The sequence below is a fragment of the Candidatus Schmidhempelia bombi str. Bimp genome (assembly GCF_000471645.3).
Taxonomy (GTDB): Bacteria; Pseudomonadota; Gammaproteobacteria; order Enterobacterales; family Orbaceae; genus Utexia; species Utexia bombi.
Genome location: NZ_AWGA01000059.1, coordinates 1 through 23,010 on the forward strand (window position 1 = coordinate 1; position 23,010 = coordinate 23,010).

The 23,010-nt window shown below is 34.1% G+C and carries 23 protein-coding genes, 2 tRNA genes and 1 riboswitch; of the genes, 7 read left to right on the top strand and 18 right to left on the bottom strand.

Translation table 11 applies throughout. The annotated features are described in order from the left end of the window. Window positions 1–11: 11 nt before the first annotated feature. Together O970_RS05960 and O970_RS05965 are read left to right on the top strand one after the other, a co-directional pair. Window positions 12–88 (top strand) — tRNA-Arg (locus tag O970_RS05960). Window positions 89–113: 25 nt separating this feature from the next. Further along, a tRNA-Arg gene (locus O970_RS05965) sits at window positions 114–190 on the top strand. Between the two features lie 311 nt (window positions 191–501). Here the strand turns inward: O970_RS05965 and O970_RS10295 are convergent. The 3 genes from O970_RS10295 to O970_RS09880 form a co-directional block, all read right to left on the bottom strand. Continuing rightward, on the bottom strand, window positions 502–651 hold the full coding sequence (locus O970_RS10295) for an IS3 family transposase (RefSeq protein WP_081685272.1): 150 nt from the start codon (window positions 649–651) through the stop codon (window positions 502–504). Between the two features lie 397 nt (window positions 652–1,048). Continuing rightward, window positions 1,049–1,291 (bottom strand): IS3 family transposase, encoded by a 243-nt coding sequence (locus tag O970_RS10300; protein ID WP_081685273.1) that lies wholly within the window; start codon window positions 1,289–1,291, stop codon window positions 1,049–1,051. A 187-nt stretch (window positions 1,292–1,478) separates the two neighbouring features. After that, complete coding sequence (locus O970_RS09880) at window positions 1,479–1,622, bottom strand: hypothetical protein (protein ID WP_166667087.1); 144 nt, start codon at window positions 1,620–1,622, stop codon at window positions 1,479–1,481. 255 nt (window positions 1,623–1,877) lie between these two features. Here O970_RS09880 and O970_RS05980 point away from each other — a divergent pair, with 255 nt between their 5' ends. The 4 genes from O970_RS05980 (at window position 1,878) to O970_RS05995 (ending at window position 7,407) form a co-directional block, all read left to right on the top strand. After that, window positions 1,878–2,651: a glycosyltransferase family 32 protein gene (locus O970_RS05980; RefSeq protein ID WP_024496222.1), complete on the top strand. Its 774-nt coding sequence runs from the start codon at window positions 1,878–1,880 to the stop codon at window positions 2,649–2,651. A 971-nt stretch (window positions 2,652–3,622) separates the two neighbouring features. Next, window positions 3,623–4,780 carry a polysaccharide export protein gene (locus O970_RS05985; protein WP_036562838.1) on the top strand — a complete coding sequence of 386 codons (1,158 nt, stop codon included), beginning with the start codon at window positions 3,623–3,625 and terminating at the stop codon, window positions 4,778–4,780. Window positions 4,781–4,785: 5 nt separating this feature from the next. After that, window positions 4,786–5,214 carry an arsenate reductase/protein-tyrosine-phosphatase family protein gene (locus O970_RS05990; protein ID WP_024496224.1) on the top strand — a complete coding sequence of 143 codons (429 nt, stop codon included), beginning with the start codon at window positions 4,786–4,788 and terminating at the stop codon, window positions 5,212–5,214. Between the two features lie 27 nt (window positions 5,215–5,241). Beyond that, complete coding sequence (locus O970_RS05995; protein ID WP_024496225.1) at window positions 5,242–7,407, top strand: polysaccharide biosynthesis tyrosine autokinase; 2,166 nt, start codon at window positions 5,242–5,244, stop codon at window positions 7,405–7,407. A gap of 600 nt (window positions 7,408–8,007) precedes the next feature. Here the strand turns inward: O970_RS05995 and O970_RS06000 are convergent. From O970_RS06000 to rsfS, 9 genes are all read right to left on the bottom strand, one after another. Continuing rightward, the gene (locus O970_RS06000) at window positions 8,008–8,733 is read right to left on the bottom strand and encodes an amino acid ABC transporter ATP-binding protein (protein WP_024496226.1); all 726 of its coding nucleotides are present in this window, start codon (window positions 8,731–8,733) and stop codon (window positions 8,008–8,010) included. Further along, a complete protein-coding gene (gltK, locus tag O970_RS06005) occupies window positions 8,734–9,408 on the bottom strand; it encodes a glutamate/aspartate ABC transporter permease GltK (protein WP_024496227.1) in 675 nt (224 codons plus the stop codon). It abuts the gene before it with no gap. A gap of 1 nt (window position 9,409) precedes the next feature. Continuing rightward, window positions 9,410–10,147 (bottom strand): amino acid ABC transporter permease, encoded by a 738-nt coding sequence (locus O970_RS06010; RefSeq protein WP_024496228.1) that lies wholly within the window; start codon window positions 10,145–10,147, stop codon window positions 9,410–9,412. A gap of 70 nt (window positions 10,148–10,217) precedes the next feature. Then, window positions 10,218–11,144, bottom strand: a complete 927-nt coding sequence (locus tag O970_RS06015; RefSeq protein WP_024496229.1) for a glutamate/aspartate ABC transporter substrate-binding protein — start codon at window positions 11,142–11,144, stop codon at window positions 10,218–10,220. A 156-nt stretch (window positions 11,145–11,300) separates the two neighbouring features. After that, a complete protein-coding gene (gene lnt / locus O970_RS06020) occupies window positions 11,301–12,824 on the bottom strand; it encodes an apolipoprotein N-acyltransferase (RefSeq protein ID WP_024496230.1) in 1,524 nt (507 codons plus the stop codon). Between the two features lies 1 nt (window position 12,825). Further along, window positions 12,826–13,692, bottom strand: a complete 867-nt coding sequence (gene corC / locus O970_RS06025; protein ID WP_024496231.1) for a CNNM family magnesium/cobalt transport protein CorC — start codon at window positions 13,690–13,692, stop codon at window positions 12,826–12,828. Window positions 13,693–13,733: 41 nt separating this feature from the next. Further along, on the bottom strand, window positions 13,734–14,198 hold the full coding sequence (ybeY, locus tag O970_RS06030; RefSeq protein WP_024496232.1) for an rRNA maturation RNase YbeY: 465 nt from the start codon (window positions 14,196–14,198) through the stop codon (window positions 13,734–13,736). A gap of 18 nt (window positions 14,199–14,216) precedes the next feature. Beyond that, window positions 14,217–14,687 carry a 23S rRNA (pseudouridine(1915)-N(3))-methyltransferase RlmH gene (rlmH, locus tag O970_RS06035; protein ID WP_024496233.1) on the bottom strand — a complete coding sequence of 157 codons (471 nt, stop codon included), beginning with the start codon at window positions 14,685–14,687 and terminating at the stop codon, window positions 14,217–14,219. Window positions 14,688–14,692: 5 nt separating this feature from the next. Beyond that, window positions 14,693–14,995 (bottom strand): ribosome silencing factor, encoded by a 303-nt coding sequence (rsfS, locus tag O970_RS06040; protein WP_420885469.1) that lies wholly within the window; start codon window positions 14,993–14,995, stop codon window positions 14,693–14,695. 194 nt (window positions 14,996–15,189) lie between these two features. Between rsfS and fabB the strand changes: the two genes are divergently transcribed. Further along, window positions 15,190–16,398 carry a beta-ketoacyl-ACP synthase I gene (gene fabB / locus O970_RS06045; RefSeq protein ID WP_024496235.1) on the top strand — a complete coding sequence of 403 codons (1,209 nt, stop codon included), beginning with the start codon at window positions 15,190–15,192 and terminating at the stop codon, window positions 16,396–16,398. 182 nt (window positions 16,399–16,580) lie between these two features. On the opposite strand, the gene O970_RS06050 is transcribed toward fabB, so the two are convergent. From O970_RS06050 to surA, 6 genes are all read right to left on the bottom strand, one after another. Continuing rightward, on the bottom strand, window positions 16,581–17,195 hold the full coding sequence (locus tag O970_RS06050; protein WP_024496236.1) for a 7-carboxy-7-deazaguanine synthase QueE: 615 nt from the start codon (window positions 17,193–17,195) through the stop codon (window positions 16,581–16,583). Further along, on the bottom strand, window positions 17,192–17,620 hold the full coding sequence (gene queD / locus O970_RS06055; protein WP_024496237.1) for a 6-carboxytetrahydropterin synthase QueD: 429 nt from the start codon (window positions 17,618–17,620) through the stop codon (window positions 17,192–17,194). Before queD ends, O970_RS06050 begins: the two co-directional genes overlap by 4 nt. A 93-nt stretch (window positions 17,621–17,713) precedes the next feature. Beyond that, window positions 17,714–17,759: riboswitch (PreQ1 riboswitch) on the bottom strand. Window positions 17,760–17,926: 167 nt separating this feature from the next. After that, a complete protein-coding gene (gene sppA / locus O970_RS06060) occupies window positions 17,927–19,768 on the bottom strand; it encodes a signal peptide peptidase SppA (protein ID WP_024496238.1) in 1,842 nt (613 codons plus the stop codon). 175 nt (window positions 19,769–19,943) lie between these two features. Beyond that, a complete protein-coding gene (gene apaH, locus O970_RS06065; protein ID WP_024496239.1) occupies window positions 19,944–20,759 on the bottom strand; it encodes a bis(5'-nucleosyl)-tetraphosphatase (symmetrical) ApaH in 816 nt (271 codons plus the stop codon). 13 nt (window positions 20,760–20,772) lie between these two features. After that, entirely contained in the window at window positions 20,773–21,597 is an 825-nt protein-coding gene (gene rsmA / locus O970_RS06070; protein WP_024496240.1) for a 16S rRNA (adenine(1518)-N(6)/adenine(1519)-N(6))-dimethyltransferase RsmA, read from the bottom strand. After that, window positions 21,597–22,898: a peptidylprolyl isomerase SurA gene (surA, locus tag O970_RS06075; RefSeq protein ID WP_024496241.1), complete on the bottom strand. Its 1,302-nt coding sequence runs from the start codon at window positions 22,896–22,898 to the stop codon at window positions 21,597–21,599. The genes rsmA and surA overlap by 1 nt, the downstream gene beginning before the upstream one ends. Window positions 22,899–23,010: the final 112 nt, after the last annotated feature.

A 23,010-nucleotide genomic window follows, 5' to 3' on the forward strand; every position in this document is an offset into this window, starting at 1 on the left:
TAAATGACGATGCATCCGTAGCTCAGCTGGATAGAGTACCCGGCTACGAACCGGGCGGTCAGAGGTTCGAATCCTCTCGGATGCACCACCTTTCTTGAAAGTTGTCAAAGTACGCATCCGTAGCTCAGCTGGATAGAGCACTCGGCTTCGAACCGAGCGGTCAGGGGTTCGAATCCCTTCGGGTGCGCCATTAATCAATTCAAATTCAACAAGTTCTTTTAATGCATTTTGTACTTATCTGTTAGTATTAGGTTTTATGAAGTAAATATAATTCTGTTATGAAATTTCATTCTGAGAATAAATTTAACCAAGCGTATTTCTTATTTTTCCTAACACCCCATTTTTCAAAATAAAAAGTTGTATTCCAAACTCAACGTGACAACTAGCCCAAGTTTATCGCTAATCGTAAAAATGAAAGTTTATTCTTTGGGATAATTTACAACTCTCTATTGAAGGCTCACTTATTGGAACTTCCATACTTTTTAGTACCAAAAAATAAGGCTATAGATTCTTTTTATATTTCATAGATATCTGGTAATTTAAAGAGGAATGAAGCCTATTGTCATTAAACCAATCCAAATAGTGATTAAATTTCAATCTAATCCGTTCAAGTGAATCAAAAATCGTATTTAGCACAAATTCAGTTTTCACCGTTTTAAATCCACTTTAGTAATGGCATTATCGTAGGGACTCCCCTTATGTCTTAATGAACGCTGAATACCAAATTCGTTTAAACACTCATCGAGTAAATGGTTATCAAACGCTTTTGCTCTATCTCAATGAAATAATTCAACTAAATTTAAGTTAATGAGTATGTGACTGCTAGCATCCATAACAAGTCGAGTATTTTTATGTTTTCAATGACTTCTTCTCATGATTATCCAATTAATCACGTCAACAATTACACAGAGGTAATGCCAGTGTTGCTTTACTTTCACATAAGTTAAATTAGACACAAACACTTTTTGTTGTTGTCTTACCGTAAAATCACGATTAAGCAGATTACTAACTATTGATTTGTTGCTTTTCTCTGTATCAGCACGATATTTTATAGGTATATTTTGGTAACAACCTCCTTTTCTTTCATGATACGAGCAATTCGGCGTCTTGATAAGAGTAGGTCTTGCTTTCTAAGCACTACCTGTAGCCTTCTTGCTCCATAGGCTTGATAGTTGTCGTTAAATATCAGCCTAAGTTTTACGCTAAGCGTTTTATCTGTTTTTTGTGGATTAATTGTGGTTGATAATAAAATCGATTTCTTGGTACTTCTAAACATCAACATAATGCACATAGGCTATATCGATATTAATTCTCGGTGATTAACTTGATTTTCATCCTATTATCAACGCAGTTTGCTTTAGGATGTCATTTTCCATTTACAAACGCTTATTCTCTTTAGGTAGGGTTATAAGCTCATTTTCTTGAGCGCTCCGATTTGCTTGTGCGGTAAACTCGCCAGAGCTTTGATATTGCTTTATCTATCTATCCAATACGGATTGAGTTAGGTCATACTCAGCAACAATATCTGCTCGTTTTTTGCTATTTTGATATAGCATCACCATCTGTTTTTTTAATTCGTTAGTAAAACTGCGTTTTTCTATTCTTGAGAGGTGATTTGTCATTGTTGACCCCTTCTTGCTTTTTTATTTATTATAACAATGACCTTATTAAACAGGTACTCATTAGTGTAGTCTATCCAACTCGCGCTGAGATTAGCATTAAAGCTGATGATTTAAATAAATTGGCACTCCTATTGAAGATGAAAAATTTTATCATGTATTAAGCTGTAAATTATGATGATGTATATAAATGTTGATTAATTATTTAATATATGATAGTGTAATTATTGTATATTTTTTTAAAAAAAGGCGTAAATATTGAAAATTGAAATACCTAAAGAACTATCTCATATATGGATTGGTCCCCGTCCAGCGCCAAAAAAATGGATGAAAACGTGGATCGAAAAACATCCAGAATGGAATTACACATTATATGATAATGAATTTTTAGAAAATTATGATTTTAAAAATAGAAAGCTAATAAATGAATACATGAGACGTGGCAAATATGCAGGCGTTGCAGATTTAATGAGGTATGAAATTTTATATAAGTTTGGCGGTCTTATGATAGGTGCTGATTCAATTTGCTATCATAACACAGATGAACTATTTACAAAAAAATGTGCATATACTGTTTATGAAAACGAATTTATAAGAGGTAAATTGGTTTCTCCAATACAGGCTTGTGAACCTGGTAATGATTTTGTCGGATTTCTAATCGAAGAATTATCAAAATTATCTCCACATGATCTTTATGAGCCATGGATAACAACTGGAAACCTTTTTGTTTCTAAAATGATAGAAAAATATAATCCGGATTTAGTTATTTTTCCATCTCATTATTTGATACCTATTCACTATACTGGGATAGTTTACAGTGGGAATGATAAAGTTTATGCAAAACAACTTTTTGGTTCAACTCATAACTCATATAATAACAAACCAGTATTAAAAGAAGGCTTTATCAAAAAAATAAAAAATAAAATTAAGAAAAAAACTTTAAAAAAAGAATTAGAGCTATTACATAGAAACTATCAAAACGATATAGATAATTTATTTACTTTAGATTTTTCAAATAATCAAAAAAAATAAATTGCCTATTAGGTTTTATATTTTTACACCATACATTGTAAAAAAATAGAAAGAATTGAGCTTCATTATTGAATTTCCCTTGTTCTGGGAGTGAAAGCAGAAGTAAATACTTGAGAAACGGCAGTACCTATTTAGTTTAATCAAAGAAAGAGATCTTGGTTGATTTGATTGTACGGACTAGATATGAATCAAGACAAGATTTTTTACAGCTGTATCCTGAAAACCTAACTATTTTCTTGTATAATTTGGTCAATTTGACATTAACTGCATAGGGATATCGATGTTGAATCTATGCAATTAATTTGATTTTTGTTCTATTATCAATGCGGCTTGTTTTAGGGTCTCATTTGTCATTAATAAACGTTTATCTGCTTTGCGTAGTACTATAGGCTCATTTGTTTAGTATTTACGATTTTCCTGAGTGGTAAAATCGCCTTTGGTCTGATATTGCTTTATCCATCTATCTAATACGGAATTAGTGAGGTCGTACTCACTAACAATATCCGTTTATTTTTTGCTATTTTGACACAGCGTCCCCATCTGTTTTTTAAACGCATTTGTAAAACTGCATTTTACTTTTTTTTGAAATATATTTTGCTATTGTTATTACCCTTTTGTTTATCAATAACAATGATCTTATAAAATGGGCGTTATTCGTGTAGCCTATGCGATTTAAACAGAGGAAAAAACATGGTTGAAGTGTGGATTATTTTATTATCATAGGTTTTAAATCAAAATTGAGTCCACTTATCTTATCTGTATTAAGTTTAGCAAGTTAATTGGTAAAAATTAGTTCACTTAAAACCTTAACTGTAATATTAGAATTAATACTATTTTTAATTAAATTCATCAACTTATGATCGAATTCTTATCAGTTACCAAGAGTTTTATACTATTTCTATAATAGGTATTTCTTCATTTTATTTTGGATGATATTATACGAAAAATTTTATATAAAAATGGATTGGATAATGATTTTAGCAATAAAAAGAGTAAAAGTAGTTTCAGTGATGCTAAGTACGCTTCTCTTTACTGGTTGTTCTTTAACGGGGTCAAACTTATCCACTTACGGGAAACGTGTAGCACCACTTACCGATAACCATTATGATATCAATAAATTGGTTGAAATATATCCGATTACACCTAGTTTGGTTAGTCAATTACACTATTTTCCAACTAGTTCGAAAATTAATCAACATTTAGATAAACAAATTAGTCATTACCAATATGTTATTGGTATTGGTGATGTATTAAATGTAACCGTATGGGATCATCCTGAACTAACTATTCCAGCTGGTTCATACCGGAGCGCGAGTGAAGCTGGTAACTGGGTACATGCAGATGGTACTATCTATTACCCTTATATAGGAAAAGTAAAAGTTATTGGGAAAACGATTGAGCAAGTACGTAATATCATTTCTGTTCGCTTGGCTACCTATATCGAATCACCGCAGGTTGATGTCAGTATTTCAGCGTTTAACTCTCAGAAAATTTATGTTACAGGTGAAGTTGCGCGCTCAGGTAAACAAGCGATAACGAATATTCCATTAACGATTTTAGATGCCATCAATGCTGCGGGTGGTTTGACGAATAAAGCTGATTGGCATAATGTGGTTTTGACCCATAAGGGTAAAAAAGAGCATATTTCTCTACAAGGATTAATGCAGTATGGCGATTTAACTCAGAACAGATTATTAACTAAAGGAGATATATTACATATACCTACTAATGATACTCAAAAAGTATTTGTGATGGGGGAAGTCATCAAGCAATCAACATTAGTCATGGATCGTTCAGGAATGACCTTAGCCGAAGCATTAGGTAATGCACAAGGTCTTAATCAGCTTACTAGTGATGCTTCTGGTGTTTTTGTTATTCGATCAATACCTCAGGATGCTTCTAATCAGAAGCGAAGTAACAAAATTGCTAATATTTATCAATTGAATATGAAAGATGCGACATCATTAGTTTTGGCAACTGATTTTCAGTTACGACCCTATGATGTTGTATATGTAACAACAGCACCTATTGAGCGTTGGAATCGTACAGTAATGAAACTTATTCCTACCATCAGTGGTACGCATGATTTAACTGAAACGATACGATTTATTCATCGTTGGAGTAATTAGTCAGTATGTTTAATTCAATATTGGTTGTTTGTGTAGGAAATATTTGTCGCTCACCGATAGGTGAGCGATTATTAAAGGAAATCTACAGTGATAAACGGATTACTTCGGCTGGGTTAGGTGCACTCGTGGGTCAGCCAGCTGATCCAAAGTCAGTTGAAGTGGCAGAAAAATATGGGATATCTTTGGAAGGTCACAAAGCGCAACAATTGACAAGGGAGTTATGTATGAATCATGATTTGATTTTAGTTATGGAAAACAGGCATATTGATGGTGTTTGTCGTATTGCACCCGAGGTCAGAGGAAAAGTAATGTTATTTGGACATTGGTTGAATAGACAGGAAATTCCTGACCCCTATCGTCAGGATAAAAAAGCGTTTGAATATGCTTATTCATTGCTACAACAATCATCGCACCTCTGGTCTAAAAAGCTTTAAAAAGATAGTAAATATAAGGTTATTTTGATGTCAACGGAAATAAAAAAAAGTAGTGTCAAATCACATGATGAATTGGATTTAGTCAGTTTATTTAATACATTACTTCATCATTACAAGTTCATTTTAGGATTTACTATTATCCTAACATTATTTGGCATACTTTATGTTATGTTTGCGACGCCAATATATAAAGCTGACGCATTAATACAAGTTGAACAAAAAAGCGGTGGTTCATTACTTAATGATATAACAAGTGTTATCTCTGGCGCTAAATTACAGTCAACCACCGAAATAGAAATTATTCGTTCACGCATGATTCTCGGTAAAACTGTTCATGATCTTAATTTAGATAATCATATTGAAGAAGCCTTTTTTCCTATCTTTGGCAAAGGATGGGCAAGATTAACAAGAAATAATACGGATAGAATTGCTTTAACACGTCTTAGTGTGCCTGAAAAGTGGAAAGATAAACCGTTTATACTTAAAATTTTAGATGATACTAGTTATATTCTGACTAAAGATGATCATAAAATTTTAGAAGGAAAAGTAGGTGAGTTTATTTCAGAAAATGGTATTTCCTTGTTAGTTAGTGATATTGATGCGAAAGCGGGAAGTAAGTTCGAAATTATTAAATTATCTGAATTAAAAATTATTGATGATATAGCTAAAAATCTCTTTGTAGTGGATAAAGGAAAAGACAGTGGAATGCTGGAATTAAGTCTAACCGGTGAGGATCCTGTCGCTATACGTCAGATACTTGATCAGATTAGTAAAAATTATTTAGAACAGAATGTTGAACGTAAATCGGAAGAAGCCGCAAAAAGTTTAATCTTCTTAAGAGAACAACTGCCTCGAATTCGTCTAGAATTAGATGAGTCTGAAAATAAGCTAAATAATTATCGACAAGCTAATGATTCTATCGATCTTTCATTAGAAGCTAAATCAATTTTAGACTTATCGGTATCATTAGAAACACAACTTAATCAATTAACCTTTAAAGAAGCTGAAGTTTCTAAATTGTATACAAAAGAGCATCCTTCTTATCGTGCGTTATTGGAGAAACGGCAAACCCTTTTAAAAGAAAAAGAAAAAATTGGGGATAAAATTAGCTTTTTACCTCAAACTCAACAGGAAATTTTACGTTTAACTCGCGATGTACAAGCAAATAATGAAGTTTACATGCAATTATTAAATAAGCAACAGGAATTAAGTATTGCACAAGCGAGTACCGTAGGTAATGTTCGTATAATCGATAACGCGGTCACCCAACTTAAACCCGTTAAACCGGCAAAAACATTATTGGTACTTGCTGCTTTTCTATCAGGTTTATTGGGATCTTCAGGCCTTATCATTGCCAAAACATTGTCCCGACGTACGATCGAACGCGTAGAGCAGATTGAAGAACTAGGTGTTAATGTTTATGCGAGTATTCCTTTATCAGACTGGCAGGTAAAGCAAGATAGCATATTAAAGCGTAAAATCGGACGTCATAATAAGAAAACACTTATACGATCTGAACAATTAGTTTCAGTAAACTGCCCAACTGATTTGTCTGTAGAGGCATTAAGAAGTTTACGTACTAGTTTACATTTTGCCATGATGGAGGAAAAAAATAATGTTTTAGCCATTTCTGGGTGTTCACCTGAGATAGGTAAAACATTTATTACTGCTAATTTAGCTATGATTATTGCTGATAGCGATAAAAAGGTATTGCTGATTGATGCCGATATGCGCAAAGGCTATTTACATGAATTATTAAAAGTCGATGGTAAAAGTCCTGGCTTATCTGGTTATTTATGCGGTCGTAGCCATTTAGATAAAGTAATACATAAAACACCATTAAATAGTAACGTTGACTTTATTCCAAGAGGGAGTAATCCACCTAATCCATCAGAACTTTTAATGCATTCACGATTAGCAGAGTTGCTAGAATGGGCTAGTCGTAAATATGACATCGTTTTAGTGGATACCCCACCTGTGTTAGCAGTGACTGATGCTTGTATTATAGGACGCTATTCGGGAACTATCATGATGGTTGTTGGTTACGGCAAAAATACTGTCAAAGAACTTGAATTTGGTTTACAGCGATTTGAACAAAATGATATCGAGATTAAAGGTGTCATTTTTAATGGCGTTTTGAAAAAACCAGGAGACTACTATCAATACGGTTATAAATATGGCAGTGAAAAATAATTTTAGGTTGATTTACTCTATGGTGATATATTTATAGCGTTAATTTACCTATTTTCAATTTTAATAATGGGCTCATATTGAGCCTGTTTTATTTATTATGAAAATAATTTTAAAAACTAATTAGCTAATTAACTTTACGAAGAAAATAAATAATTATCTAAGTGCAGTTAAGATATCTCAAACCTTGATAAGGTTATAAAATTTACCAATATATAAATCAAGGATCGTTTCATTGAAAAGTACGACATAAAACTCCTATGCATTTTATTTGTGATTTAATCTTAACTTTATAAAGAATAAAAAATATCGCCCATTTAATAGGGAGCGTAATTAATTAAAGTTAACGATGACATAATAATGAACATCATTTATATTTTAGGGCATTAATGATTATTACTGTAAGCGTATTGAATTAGTTAATTCTTCTAGTGTTAATATTGGTTATCATAAGCCATGATTATATTGAGTCTTTTCTCAAATTCTCATTTAATTAAAATTCGATAAGATTGTTTCAAATAAAAAATCTCTCACTAAGTCAAAATTAATGAGAGATTTTCAGATCTAATCGATAACTAATAATTTTACTGTGAATTCATCTAATTAATGAATAATTTTTGCTAGGAAGTCTTTAGCTCGATCTGATTGTGGATTAGTGAAAAATTGTTCTTTTGTGGTATCCTCAATAATAGTGCCCTCATCCATAAATAGAATACGGTTTGCTACTTTACGAGCAAACCCCATTTCATGAGTAACAACCATCATTGTCATACCTTCATAAGCTAATTCAACCATGACATCTAACACTTCATTGACCATTTCTGGATCAAGTGCTGACGTAGGTTCATCAAATAACATTACAACTGGATCCATACAAAGTGCACGAGCTATAGCAACTCGCTGTTGTTGACCACCTGATAACTGACCTGGAAATTTTTGTGCATGAGCTAATAAACCCACGCGATCTAATAAAGTAAGTGCTTTTTTTGTTGCTTCTTCTTCATCACGTTTTAATACTTTCACTTGGGCCAGTGTCAAATTTTTGACAATAGATAAATGGGGAAAAAGTTCAAAATGTTGAAATACCATGCCAACTTTAGAGCGTAATTTTGCCAAGTTTGTTGCTTTATTCGTCACATTAACATTATCGACAATAATAGTACCTTGTTGGATCGGTTCTAATGCATTCACTGTTTTAATCAATGTTGATTTACCCGATCCTGATGGACCACAAACAACCACAACTTCACCTTTACCGACGTGGGTGGTACAATCTTTCAATACTTGAAATTCGCCATACCATTTTGAAATATTTCTTAAGGAAATCATTTAAGCTATCCTACTTTTAATATAATTAACTAAACTTGATGCTGCGAAACAAATAATGAAATAAACACACGCAGCAAACAATATCATCTCAACATAAGTACCGTCACGTTTACCTACAATTTCTACGCTTTGGTAGAAGAAATCAAATAGACTTAAAACATAAACTAATGTTGTGTCTTGGAATAAAATAATACCTTGTGTTAATAGTAGCGGAGCCATGATTCGGAATGCTTGTGGTAGTACAACTAAGTACATTCCTTGAATCTTTGTCATTCCCAGCGCTAATGCCGCATTGAGCTGTCCTTTAGAGATACTTTGAATACCCGCGCGCATAATTTCAGAATAATAAGCCGCTTCGAAAAGCGAAAAGGCAACGATAGCTGATATTAATCGAATATCTGTACTGGCCGGTAAATGAAAGATATTAGACAAAATTTGCGGAACTAATAGATAAAACCACAATAGCACCATAACTAATGGGATGGTCCTAAAAGTATTTACATAAGCTTTTGCTAACCAACTAATAATTTTTATGGAAGAAAGACGCATAACTGCCAGCACTGTTCCCCATATTATGCCAAAAATAACGGCAACAACGGTAATCTGTAGTGTAATCTTCATCCCTTTTAAAATATAAGGTAGATTAGGAATAATTCCACTCCAATCAAATTCCATCTTATTTACCTCCTAATGAACCAGGTAAACGGGTTCGTTTTTCAATATATTGCATTGTTTTCATCACACAAATATTGATAATAATATAACCGATAGTCACTGCTATAAATGATTCATAAGGTGTACTAGCATGTTCAAGTAATTGGCTTGCTTGTTTAGATAGTTCAACTATACCGATAGTAGAAGCAACCGCTGAATTTTTTACCATATTAAGCATTTCAGATGTTAATGGCGGTAAAACACGTCGATAAGCATTTGGTAGCAATATATACAGGTATATTTGTCTAAGTGTAAGCCCTAAAGCTATCCCAGCATTTTTTTGTCCTGCTGGTAACGATTGTATCGCTGTACGCAATTGTTCGCAAATACGTGCACCCGTAAATAATCCTAAGGCAATCGTTGCCATTAAAAAAATGAAAAACGAAGGCTCAAGATCAAATAACCATTCTTTCATTGATTCTGGTAATATTTCAGGTATAACATACACCCAAACAAATAAATGAATGATCAACGGTATATTTCTAAAGATTTCAACATAAGCCGTGCCTATGATAGAAAAAAAACGGTTGGGTAATGTCCGCAAAATACCGAAGAACGAACCAACAATAAATGCAATAACGCCAGCCGATATTGAAAGAAAAATAGTCATGAGAAATCCTGACCATAACCAGCCTAAATACGTGGTGTCGCCAAATGGTGCGGGTTGAAAAAAGATACCCCAGTTCCATGCTATATGCATATGTACTCCATCAATATAAGCATATTATAGATATATAATATGCTTATTAACTTACTAATTTATTTTTAGCTTAATTTAGTGGTTTATCATTTGGTGAAGCAAATAATGCTTTCATTTCAGGTGATAAATCAAAATTTAAATTCAAATTTTTAGGCGGAATAGGTTGTTTAAACCAGCGATTATAGGATTGTTCAGCTGCGCCTGAGGTTTGCGCCTCAGCAATGGTTTTATCCATTAACGTTTTTAATTGTGGATCATCTTTACGTAGCATACAACCATAGGCATCATTAGTAATAGGTGAGCCAACAATGATCCATTGTTCAGGCTTCTTCGCTCGTGAACGTTCACCAGCAAGTAAGGCATCATCTAAAAGAAATGCCACCGCTCGTCCACTCTCTAACGTTCTAAAGGCATCACCATGATCTTTTGGTGTAATTATACGAATACCTAAATTCTTTTCACTGTTTAGTTTGTTAAGGGCAACTTCGGTGATGGTACCTGCAGTCACAACCACATTTTTGCCTTTTACATCATCAATGTCTTTAATACCACTATTTTCTTTTACTAATAAACGTGAACTGGTAATAAATATTGTATTAGAAAAAGCAACCTGTTCTTGGCGTGAGGTTAAATTAGTTGTAGAGCCACATTCAAAGTCATAACTACCATTTTGTAATAAAGGAATACGGTTTTGGGATGTGACAGGTAGATATTTAACTTTTAAATCAGGCATACCAAGTTCATTTTTAATGGCTTCAATAATGAGATTTGAATAATCTTGTGAATAGCCAATGATATTTTGTTGTTTATCATAATAAGAAAATGGCACCGATGATTCACGATGGCCAACAACAACGACTCCATCTCGTTTGATTTTGGCTAAGGTTCCTGTTAATTCAGCTGCAATTACCGAACCATTAAGCAATCCAAACATAGCCGTAGATAAAGCTAGTTTGCATAGATGTTTATTAAAATATCTCATTTTAGATAGTGTCATCTTCAAACTCCTTTTATAGTATAGTTTCTTGCTTTGCACCAAAATAAACCAAAAGCACTAAAATAAAGCAATAATGATCTTTTGAATCTATTTTGATGGCATAAGCTATTTAAACAATTAATAGCTTATTAAGATAATGCAAAATACATGCCATTTCTAGTATTTTTTGTAATTATATAATGCTATTAACATCAATAACGAAGCAACAATTAACCAGTAAGGGGCATTCCCCCAGACACTGTAAGGCGTTGCGCCTATCGTTGGCGAGATATTTATCGTTAAGATTGCTTGTTGAAATTGAGGTAATTTTTTTATGATATTACCATATTGATCAGTGACAGCGGTTATCCCATTATTGGTGCTACGTAGTAAAGGGCGTCCTAATTCCCTCGCTCTGGTTTGCGCCATTTGCAAATGTTGCCAAGGACCAATGCTGTTACCAAACCAAGCATCATTAGAGACCGTTAATAAAAAATCAGTATCTTGGTGAAAATTATCCCAAACTTGTTGGGACTGTGTGATTTCATAGCAGATAGCGGTCGTAAATTTAAAGCCTTTCATCACTAACGATGGTTGAATATATTCACCTTGTGTCATAGATGACATCGGTATATTAAGTAAATTGGCAATAGGGTTTAGCAGCCAAGCAAGGGGAATAAATTCACCAAAGGGTACCAAATGGTGTTTACTATAACGATTTTGGGTTGGATAGAGGTAAGGTTCATTATTTCCTAAGACAACGAGAGAATTGAGTACTTGATAGTCTTGTGCAACCAAATGTGCATCAATGATTCCTACCGCAATATTTGATTCTGTTTGCCGTGCGTCGTGATCTAATTTTTGTAGATACGCTTGTTGATTCATTTCTGCATCAGTTATAGCCGCTTCGGGCCAGATAATGATATTCGCTGTTTTAGTCGCTTGTTGTGTCAGTCGCTGATAATTGGCTAGCGTGTTGATTAGCTGATTCCGATCCCATTTTAATGATTGTTCAATATTACCTTGGATTAAGGCAATGTTGGCATGACGTGAATCATCCACTTTAACCCAATTAGGGATAGATAAACACCAAGTTGTAATTGCAAAACTAGCACTACATGCAAGGATAATATAGCGTTGTTTTTTATTTATATTTTTGTACTGATAGTATAGATAAACAGCTACTCCACAAATAACAGGAATAAGTAAATTAAGAAAATTCACGCCAAACAAAGGAAGATAAATGTTAAGGGGAGAATTAAATTGACTATAACCTAACTGTAACCATGAAAATCCTGTAAAAACCCATCCTCTCAAAAATTCCGTTAATTGCCATATGGCGGGGGCCGCAATCACTAATTGAATAAAGGAGTAAGATTGCGTCCACCTTTTGACCAAAAAGGTGAATAGCATGGGATAAATCGATAAATAACTAAATAATAGCACCAAGATAATTATAGCGATTGGAAGAGGTAATTCTCCATATTGTTGAATGCTAACGTAAATCCAGTGGGTACCAGCTAAAAAGAAACTAAACGCCCAACAAAAGGTAATAAAGAGCGCTTGTCGCGTCGATAATCGGACGATTAAACCTAACAGACCTGCATAACTGACAAAAGCTAATAACCAAATATTAAAAGGGGAGAAAGCAAAAACCGCAATAGCACCGAATAAAATAGCCAATATTACTTTGTTTAGCATATCAATCCATCTCTAAATTAGGTATAGGTACATTATCAGGTGTGGTAACTTGTAGTTGTATAATACGCCTTTTATCCACAGCAGTAACTTTGAAGTTATAATTATTAATATTAACCATCTCCCCTTTGGTAGGCAATCGCCCAAAGTATTGCATTACTAGTCCACCAATAGTATCCACATCATTATCATTTAATTGTGTATTAAAGATGTCATTAAATTCTTCAATTGGCGTTAATGCTCGAATCGTATATGTATTTGTATTTAAATGGCGAATATCTTGATCTTCGATCTCGTCATATTCATCTTCAATATCACCGACAATTAGTTCAAGTATATCTTCAATGGTGACTAGGCCCGAAACACCACCAAATTCATCAATAACAATGGCCATGTGGTAACGTTGAGAACGAAATTCTTTCAACATTTGATCGACACGCTTGCTTTCAGGTACGACCACCGCTTTACGTAACATATCTTCAATACAAAAAGCTTGTGTATTTTGACGCATATAATTAAGCAGATCTTTTGCTAATAGAATGCCTAAAATATGATCTCTATCTTCGCTAATAACAGGGTATCTGGAATGACCATACTGTAAAATAATGTTCAAACATTGATCCAATGTTTGATTTTTATCTAGTGTCACTATTTGTGATCGAGGAACCATAACATCTCGTACACGTTGTTCAGCGATATCAAGTACCCCATCTAACATATCACGCGTATCTGAATCGATTATTTTTTTCTGTTCAGTCAGATTGATAAATGAGCTTAAATCTTCAAGTGTCTCTGGATCTTGTTTAAATAGGTCGCCAATTTTTAACTTAAGCCCTTTCTTTTTTAATCGCCGATGATTGTCATCATTCATAATTATTTATTTCCTTACTGTATAAATCGAAAGATAATTATTTAAACTCGTTCTTGATAAGGGTTATCAAAACCAAGGTGGTGCATAATCTCAATCTCAATTGATTCCATTTCGTTTGCTTCGTTGTCAGTTATATGATCATAGCCTAGTAGATGTAAACATCCATGAACGATCATGTGTGCCCAATGTGATTGTAAGGTTTTTTGTTGTTCTAATGCTTCTTTTTCAACCACACTTTTGCAAATAACTAAATCACCTAACAAAGGTACATCAATATCAATAGGTGATTCAAAAGGAAATGATAATACATTGGTGGGTTTATTCTTGTGGCGATAAGTATTATTTAAGTATTGACTTTCCTCTGCATCGACAATACGAATAGTTAATTCGGCTTGATCTTGAAACTTTGATAAAATGACTTTTAACCATTTTTCTAGTTGTTGTTCTGTCGGTAGATTTTGTTGGTCTTTGGTTACAATTTGTAAGTCAAGAATGATATTATCCATGACATTGCTCATATTTAATTATTCCCTATGATATGGATGATTGGTGGTGATACTCCAAGCTCGATACAAGCTTTCTGCAACAATCACTCGTACTAATGGATGCGGAAGTGTTAATGGCGATAGTGACCAACTTTGTTTAGCTGCTTGTTTGCAGCTTGGCGCTAAACCTTCGGGTCCACCAATTAAAAGGCTAATATCTTGACCGTTAAGTTTCCAACGTTCAAGTTGAAGAGCTAAATCTTGCGTAGTCCAAGGTTTACCAGGTATATCAAGGGTAACTATATGATTATTTTTACCGCAATGCGCTAACATTTGTTCGCCTTCTTTTTCAAGAATTCGAGCAATGTTAGCATTTTTAGTGCGCTTGCCGGCTGGTATTTCAATCAATTCCAGCGAAATATCTTTAGGAAAACGACTTGAGTAGTCTTGATAAGCTGTTGTTACCCAAGCAGGCATTTTTGTGCCTACAGCAATAATTTGCAGCTTCATGGCCTTTAACTCCAGAGTTTTTCCAATTGATAACGTTCCCTGCTCTCTTGTTGCATTACATGTATCATCACCGAATCACAATCGACAACCACCCAATCTGCATCGGTTTTACCTTCGTTGCCAAGAACAAGTAGACCAGCTTGTTTCGCTTCTTGGATTAAATGATCAGATAGCGAAATAACATGACGACTTGAGGTAGCTGTGCAAATAATCATAAAATCAGTAATGGATGATGTGTTTCGAACATCCAGTTTAACGATGTTTTGTGCTTTTAAGTCTTCTAATTTGTCGATAATAAAATCGACCATTTTATTTTCTTGCAAAATCTTAACCCTGTATATCTATATATTAAGCTTACTATATTAATCGTCTATCATAGCATAGTTTGCTAAATAGTTCATTTAACATCTATAAATTTAGTTGTTCAGCGTACAAGTGTACGCTATAATTGAATCAAATTTATTGGCGCTATAATTAATGGCATATATTTTAGGGGTTTTTGATGAAAAGAGTTGTAATTACGGGACTAGGTATCCTCTCTAGTATAGGTAATAACGCAAAAGAAGTGTTAGAGTCGCTAAAAAAAGGGCACTCAGGTATTACCTTTTCACAAGAAATGAAAGATGCAGGTATGCGTAGCCAAGTTTGGGGCAATGTTAAATTAGATACGGCTGGTTTGATTGATCGTAAAGTTGCGCGCTTTATGAGCGATGCGTCAATTTACACTTTTCTCGCTATGCAAGAAGCGATTGCTGATGCGGGGCTATCGTCAGAACAAGTGTCTAACCCTCGTTCTGGATTAGTTGTTGGTTCTGGTGGCGCCTCCCCACGTAGTCAATACGCTGCGGTAGAAGGTATGAAAAATAAGGGATTACGTGGAGTAGGACCGTATGCGGTGACTAAATCAATGGCATCAGGCGTATCTGCATGTTTAGCGACACCTTATCAAATTAAAGGTGTTAACTATTCTATTAGTTCTGCTTGTGCCACATCTGCTCATTGTATTGGTCATGCAGCAGAACTTATCCAACTAGGTAAACAAGATATTGTTTTTGCTGGCGGTGGTGAAGAATTATGTTGGGAAATGGCATGTGAATTTGATGCGATGGGTGCCCTATCTACTAAATATAACGATACGCCAGAAAAAGCATCACGTGCCTATGATGCTCATCGTGATGGTTTTGTCATTGCTGGTGGTGCTGGGATAGTGGTGGTTGAAGAGCTAGAACATGCTTTAGCTCGTGGTGCACATATCTATGCTGAAATTGTTGGTTATGGTGCAACGTCTGATGGTGCGGATATGGTTGCTCCTTCAGGAGAAGGCGCTGTTCGTTGTATGCAAATGGCAATGCATAATGTTGATACACCAATTGATTATATTAATGTTCATGGAACGTCAACGCCAGTTGGCGATGTCAAAGAGCTTGGGGCTATCGCTGAAGTTTTTGCTGATAAAGTACCCGCTATTTCATCAACTAAATCAATGACTGGACATTCTTTAGGGGCGGCAGGTGTACAAGAGGCTATTTATTCATTATTAATGTTAGAGCATGGCTTTATTGCACCAAGCATTAATGTTGAAGAATTAGATGAAAAAGCCAAAGGAATGAATGTGGTTACTCAACCAACAGCGCGTGAATTGACGACTGTAATGTCAAATAGCTTTGGTTTTGGTGGCACTAATGCAACGTTGGTAATGCGTAAAATATAAATAAAGTGGCACGTTATTTAATAAAAAAATCCTCCATTTGGGGGATTTTTTATGCTTTAAAATGGTGATGATAGATTGTGAACATTTATCTTATCCATGATTTAGTTCACCATAACTATCACCCAATAATAGCACTGTCGAAATACAGATAACGTTTAATAATATAACAACTATATTAGATTTTAATCGATATTAGCAAATTTATGCGTTTGGAAACTTAATAACCACTTATTATCCGTTCTGCCTTGATTAATTCGCCCCAATATTTGAATAGTAGCAAGTATATTGAATTGACCATCGAGTTCACATGGCGATAAGTAATAACGTTTGGCATGAAAATGTTTTTCTATAAATAAGCAAAAATCATAAAAATCACTTTTTTCTTCTACGACAATTCTTATTTCATCGATCTGCGGTTGTTGTATCGTTTGATAACGATTCCAGTAACAAAATTTCGGACTTAATGCGATATAATCAAAATGCGGATCAATTTTACCTAAACCATTACTTTCGATAGCAATAAAATAACCGTTCTTTTTTAATTGGCTAAGCAATAACGGTAGATATTTTTGTAATGTTGGTTCACCGCCAGTGATGATAATATTTTTACTCTCAAATAGAGCAATTTTTTCCAGAATCATTTCAAGCGTCATTTTAGTGTATTGTCTAAAATTAGTGTCACACCATTGGCAGTTCAAATTACATCCCGCAAAGCGAATGAATATGGCTGGCATACCAGTATTGTAACCTTCACCTTGTAGTGATTCAAAGATCTCTACGATATTAAATTTTGTCATTGATTTTCTTTTCTATATTCACAATAAGATGTTGGTGTTTCCCATAATCTCACCATGGTAATTGGTAGGTAATGTGATAATTGTTCAAAGATAAATTTACTCATTCCTTCAGCTGTAGTACGACAAGGAAATGCAAATACTTTACGCTGCATACGTTGTAGTAGAGCGGCAATCTCACATTCATTTTTATTTTCTTGAAAAAATAAAAAGGCATGATCCAGTGGATCCACAATATGTTGTTTTACAATGTGCTTTAAATCGGCAAAATCCATCACCATATCGCAACTTGAACCCTGCTTAATTAAATTTCCGCTTACTTCGATAACTAATTTATAAGTGTGTCCATGTAAATTATGGCATTTCCCTTGATGGCCATCTAACATATGGCAAGCATCAAATTGAAATTCTTTGGCTATGATGTACATTTTTTCTGTTCTTAATAAAGTTGGGTGATTAGAAAGAGTGATTTGGTATGATTAATGTAGAAAATGGTGTGGTGTAAAAAAGATAACATATTAAATCTCCTAGTTTTTTTGCGTGGGATGGATTGCGAACCACGATAAAAATTTTAACAAAGTCATTATCAATAATGATACTAAAATCATATATTAAATAAGGCTTATTTGCAATGATATATAGTGCTTATTAAATTATCTGGCACAATAAAAACAATGAACGTTATCTGCTAATATTTTTATATTGGCGATAACGTTCACTGTTTTGTCTATTATTTATAAGCCAACATCTGCACAATTTAAACAATAAACATAACGATATTGTGGATCATTAAATGTATTCAATAAATTAATATGCGCTTGGATCGATTTTGATACAGGTAAATGTTGATAAATCATTTCAGCGCTTGATTTAGGTAGGCTAGCACTGATATTAAACAGTAATGAGTCTAACCAACTTGAATCTGATTCAATCGTTGTAATTTGATAGTCAGTGATATTGGCTAATTCGGCGGCTTTGGCAACCGCATCATCAAAGTCACCAATTTGATCAACTAAACCTCTATTTTTTGCTTCTTGGCCAAGCCAAACTTGGCCTTGGGCAATACGATCAACGTTTTCTATTGATAACTGGCGCGCTTCAGCAACAAGTTTAATAAATGTTTGATAGCCATTTTCAATATTCATCTGCATTAATTGATTAAATTCATTCGATAAATCTTTAGTGAGTGCCGAGTCTGCTAATGGTGATGTGCTAACTCCATCAGTATAAACACCAATATGGGCGAGGGATTTTTCAAATGTAGGTATAATACCAAAAATGCCAATCGAACCAGTGATCGTATTTTTTGAGGCAATAATATAATCTGAGGCGGTAGAAATCCAATAACCTCCAGAGGCAGCCATCCCCCCCATTGAGATAACGACAGGTATATTTTGGTTACGTATCGCTTGGATCTCATTGCGAATAGCTTCAGAGGCGGTGACACTGCCACCAGGACTATTAACTCGAATAATAACCGCTTTAACGTTATCATTCTTACGTATTGCGGCTAACTGCTCAGTAATAGAATCACTACCTGCATTGTTATTACTATTCTCGCCTTCAGCAATGGTGCCATTAACGAAAACTAAGGCAATTTCTGGTTTTGTTGTTTGAGTTTCTTTATTATCTGAAACTAATTGATAGTCATAAATGCTAATACTATCGTCTTCGTTATTAAACGCTTGCTGCATATCTGCTTCAAATTGATAATAAGGTGCTATTTTATCAACCAAATCATATTGCAATGCATATTCGGTTAAATCACCATTCACACTTTTTACTTGTGATAAAAAGATGTCCGCTTTTGGTATAAATAAATTAGGTAACTGCTGTCGATTGGTTGCGACATCATTCGCATAATTATCCCACATACCATTCATCCAGCGATAAGTATTTTCACGCGCCTCTGTCGACATATCATTACGGATAAGAGGTTCAACCGCCGATTTATATGTGCCTACACGAAAAACATGGGTATTAACTTTTAGATTATCAAGTAATGTTTTAAAATAAAAGTTATTGGTACTTAAGCCATATAAATGAACTACCCCCTGAGGCGGTAAATAAATTTTATTAGCAAAACTGGCTAAATAGTATTGAGATTGATTATATTGATTAGAAATGGCATAAATTAATTTATTATTTTGTTTAAAAGCAGTTAGATATTTACCAATATATTCAAGTGCTGGTAAATCTGCGCCCGTGAAATTATCTAACTTTAAAACAATCCCTTTAATAGTAGGATCATTTTTCGCCTGTTCTAGCTTTTCTGTTATTTCAAATAAGCTGTTTTCTCGTTTTTTATTAACGCTATTACCATAAAGTTTTTGTTGTAATGCATAAAAATTTTTATCATGGGAAACATGATCAGTAATCGAACCTTGAACATCAAAGACCAATATGCCATTTTTATTGGGTTTATTAACGGTTTTCTGTTCTTTAACTAAGTTCCATCCTCCCCATATAAGCAATATAATTAATAAAAAGGTAAGATTAACAACAATTTCTCTAACAACATTAATGACTTTCCAACCTTTTTTTATTCCTGAACCGATAACTTTGCAAAAATTCATAACCAAGCCTATTGCGAATAAAGAATAGTCTATTATATTACATTAAAATTAATCGGAAAAATATATACAATTTAAAAGGATATTATTTAGCTAATAGTGCAAAATGATGTAAATAATTAGTGGCACATTTACACCATAATAATGGTTGAAGAGACGTATTAATGATAATTCACTGTTATTTTTTAAGTGATTTTTTTCTAAAATAGTGTTTGTCTTCAAAACGTAAAGCGGTCAATTTACCGCCCCAACAACACCCCGTATCTAAAGCATAAATTTGATCAGGTGTGCCTTGGCCATTAAGCGCAGCCCAGTGACCAAAAGCAATACTATATTCGACAGGAATTTTTCTAGGTAACATAAACCAGGGCTTCAATTTAGCGGGTGCATTTTGTGGATTCTCTTTAAAATTTAGATCTAAACTACCGTCTAAATAACAGTAACGCATTCTGGTAAAAACGTTTGAGGTATATCTTAATTTATCGATACCTTGTAAATCTTCTGACCAAAAATTAGGCTCATCGCCATACATAGCGTTAAGAAAAAATAGATAGCTATCGCTAGATAAAACGGTTTCTAAATTTTTAGCACATTTTTTTGCTGTTTCTAAATCCCATTGTGGACTAATTCCTGCATGAACCATAATCAACTTAAGTTGTTCATCTATTTGCATAATAGGTTGATGGCGTAACCAATGCATTAATTCATCGCAATCAGGCGCATTAATAATTGCCTCTAAATTATCTCTTTTTTTAAGATGACTAATATTGGCGTGGACAGCGAGTAAATGTAAATCATGATTACCCAAGCAAATACGTGCTTTATCGCCTAATGATTTTATAAAACGTAATACCTGAAGCGAGTCGGGTCCTCTTGCAACCAGATCACCAGTGAACCAAACGGTATCAAGGTCAATATCGAAATTTGCTTTATCAAGCAATAAGCGTAATTCTTGATAACAACCGTGTACATCACCAATAAGAAGATTTGCCATCTTAAAATATACCTTATGCTTGTTTATCGATTTGTTGTGGAGCTTGATAGTGATTTGCTAATAAACAGTATTGTTCCACACTTAGATTTTCTGCACGTAAATTTGGATCAATATTGATGTCCTCAAGCTGGGTAACGGTAAATAATTTACCTAAACTATTGCGAATCGTTTTTCTACGCTGATTAAAGGCTTCGGTAGTAATACGGCTTAATATGTTGATATCGTTGACTTGATAAGGAAGTACTTGATATGGAGTAAGGCGAACTACTGCTGAATCTACTTTTGGTGCCGGTTTAAATGCGGAAGGAGGCACATCTAAAACTGGGATAATTTGACAATAGTATTGTGCCATGACACTGAGTCGACCATATGCTTTACTATTAGGTGATGCAACTAAACGATTCACGACCTCTTTTTGTAACATAAAATGCATATCACAAATCGCTGTGGTATATTCAAATAAATGAAACATCAAAGGGGTAGAAATATTATAAGGTAAATTACCAAAAACACGTAAAGGTTGCCCTAAATGATCAGCAAGCTGTTTAAAATTAATTGTCATTGCATCTTGTTGAATAACATCAATTTTATCTTTCAAATCAGGATGAGTAATAAGGCGCCCAGCCAGATCTCTATCTATTTCTATTACCGTCAATTGCTCAACGCGCTTTGCTACAGGCAGCGTGAGTGCGGCAAGTCCAGGTCCTATTTCGACTATTGCTTGTCCTTTTTTGGGTGCGATAGCGGCAACTATGTTCTCAATAATATAGTCATCATTTAAAAAGTTTTGCCCGAATCTCTTACGGGCAACGTGTCCTTGGTGTATACGATTATTCATTACTTAGTATCATCTATAATGTTAATATAGGCATCTGATCGTAGCTCCTGAATCCAAACTTGAGATTCCTCAGCAAATTTCCGATTAAAAATCATGCGATAAGCTTGCTCTTTATAAGCAGCCTCGGTTTTATCTTGTTTGCGTGAATCCAATAATTGAATAATATGCCAACCAAATGCCGATTTTACTGGGCGACTAATTTCACCTTTTTTAAGTTTTAATAATGCATTACGGAATGATTCATCATATTGTTCTGGCATACTCCAACCTAGCTCACCACCATTATTTTTCGATCCAGGATCTTCAGAATAGGCTTTTGCTGCAGCCTGAAAAGTGGTGGCATTATTTAAGATATCATGACGAATTTGAGATAACTTTTCTTTAGCCTGATTATCATCAAAAATAATGCTAGTTTTTAACAATATATGACGTGCATTCACTTCATTTACCGTAACCGTTTGTTTTGCTTTGGTCCGATTATCATTAACTTTCAATATATGAAAGCCAACATTCGAACGTACAGGTCCAATTATTTTACCTTTTGGTGCTCTAATTAATTTATCTTCAAATAAAGAAGGTAGCTCATTGATTCTTTTCCAGCCCAATTTACCACCAGATAATGCAAGATCATCATTAGAATAGCTAGCCGCTAAAAGCGCGAAACTTTCACCAGCATTCAACTTTTTGACAATCATATTTGCTTTATTTTGAGCTTGAATTAGCTGATCACGGGTAGGTGACTCGGGAGTAGCAATCAAAATATGGCTGATATTGACTTCAATGTTGTCATTTGGTTTTTCAGCAATAATTTTAGCTAAATTGTCTACTTCTTGAGGAGAGATATTTATACGACGACGAACTTCATTCATTCGAGTTTGTTCAATAATCATTTCGTTACGAATACGATTGCGATATTGATCAAAACTAATATTTGAACGGGCTAAATGTGCTTTTAATTCAGATAATGAAATATTATTCTGTTGAGCAATTCGACTAATGGCATTGTTAAGGTCTTGTTCAGTGACATTTGTCTGGGCTTTATCCGCTTTCTGTAAAATTAAATTGTCTACAATCAAGCGTTCTAGTACCTGATGACGTAGTGTGGCATCATTAGGGAGTTCGCTAGGATGGGTACTTGTTTTTAGCGCCATAAACATTTGATTGACACTACTTTCAAGTATGACATCATGATTAACAACAGCAGCAATACGATCTACCATTTTGGGCGTGGCAGTAATCATTGTTGCAGAACATAATCCAAGAGTTAAAATAAAGAGTTTAAAACTATATCCTATTTTCATATTATACTTTCCATATGCTTTGTAATATTTCTTCCATCGTGTTCATTCGTATTAGACTAACATTTTAAAATTTAGTTCTATTATTTAGTTTATTTATTACATCATTGATGAT

Excerpts from the sequence above, each read along its gene's own strand:
- sppA (WP_024496238.1), bottom strand. The coding sequence starts at position 19,768 with ATGAATTTTTGCAAAGTTATCGGTTCAGGAATAAAAAAAGGTTGGAAA.
- rlmH (WP_024496233.1), bottom strand. The coding sequence starts at position 14,687 with ATGAAGCTGCAAATTATTGCTGTAGGCACAAAAATGCCTGCTTGGGTA.
- gltK (WP_024496227.1), bottom strand. The coding sequence starts at position 9,408 with ATGGAATTTGATTGGAGTGGAATTATTCCTAATCTACCTTATATTTTA.
- fabB (WP_024496235.1), top strand. The coding sequence starts at position 15,190 with ATGAAAAGAGTTGTAATTACGGGACTAGGTATCCTCTCTAGTATAGGT.
- O970_RS05990 (WP_024496224.1), top strand. The coding sequence starts at position 4,786 with ATGTTTAATTCAATATTGGTTGTTTGTGTAGGAAATATTTGTCGCTCA.
- O970_RS06050 (WP_024496236.1), bottom strand. The coding sequence starts at position 17,195 with ATGACAAAATTTAATATCGTAGAGATCTTTGAATCACTACAAGGTGAA.
- corC (WP_024496231.1), bottom strand. The coding sequence starts at position 13,692 with ATGAATGATGACAATCATCGGCGATTAAAAAAGAAAGGGCTTAAGTTA.
- rsfS (WP_420885469.1), bottom strand. The coding sequence starts at position 14,995 with ATGGTCGATTTTATTATCGACAAATTAGAAGACTTAAAAGCACAAAAC.
- O970_RS09880 (WP_166667087.1), bottom strand. The coding sequence starts at position 1,622 with ATGACAAATCACCTCTCAAGAATAGAAAAACGCAGTTTTACTAACGAA.
- O970_RS06015 (WP_024496229.1), bottom strand. The coding sequence starts at position 11,144 with ATGACACTATCTAAAATGAGATATTTTAATAAACATCTATGCAAACTA.
- queD (WP_024496237.1), bottom strand. The coding sequence starts at position 17,620 with ATGTACATCATAGCCAAAGAATTTCAATTTGATGCTTGCCATATGTTA.
- O970_RS05995 (WP_024496225.1), top strand. The coding sequence starts at position 5,242 with ATGTCAACGGAAATAAAAAAAAGTAGTGTCAAATCACATGATGAATTG.
- O970_RS05985 (WP_036562838.1), top strand. The coding sequence starts at position 3,623 with ATGATTTTAGCAATAAAAAGAGTAAAAGTAGTTTCAGTGATGCTAAGT.
- surA (WP_024496241.1), bottom strand. The coding sequence starts at position 22,898 with ATGAAAATAGGATATAGTTTTAAACTCTTTATTTTAACTCTTGGATTA.
- O970_RS06010 (WP_024496228.1), bottom strand. The coding sequence starts at position 10,147 with ATGCATATAGCATGGAACTGGGGTATCTTTTTTCAACCCGCACCATTT.
- rsmA (WP_024496240.1), bottom strand. The coding sequence starts at position 21,597 with ATGAATAATCGTATACACCAAGGACACGTTGCCCGTAAGAGATTCGGG.
- O970_RS06000 (WP_024496226.1), bottom strand. The coding sequence starts at position 8,733 with ATGATTTCCTTAAGAAATATTTCAAAATGGTATGGCGAATTTCAAGTA.
- O970_RS10300 (WP_081685273.1), bottom strand. The coding sequence starts at position 1,291 with ATGTGCATTATGTTGATGTTTAGAAGTACCAAGAAATCGATTTTATTA.
- lnt (WP_024496230.1), bottom strand. The coding sequence starts at position 12,824 with ATGCTAAACAAAGTAATATTGGCTATTTTATTCGGTGCTATTGCGGTT.
- ybeY (WP_024496232.1), bottom strand. The coding sequence starts at position 14,198 with ATGGATAATATCATTCTTGACTTACAAATTGTAACCAAAGACCAACAA.
- apaH (WP_024496239.1), bottom strand. The coding sequence starts at position 20,759 with ATGGCAAATCTTCTTATTGGTGATGTACACGGTTGTTATCAAGAATTA.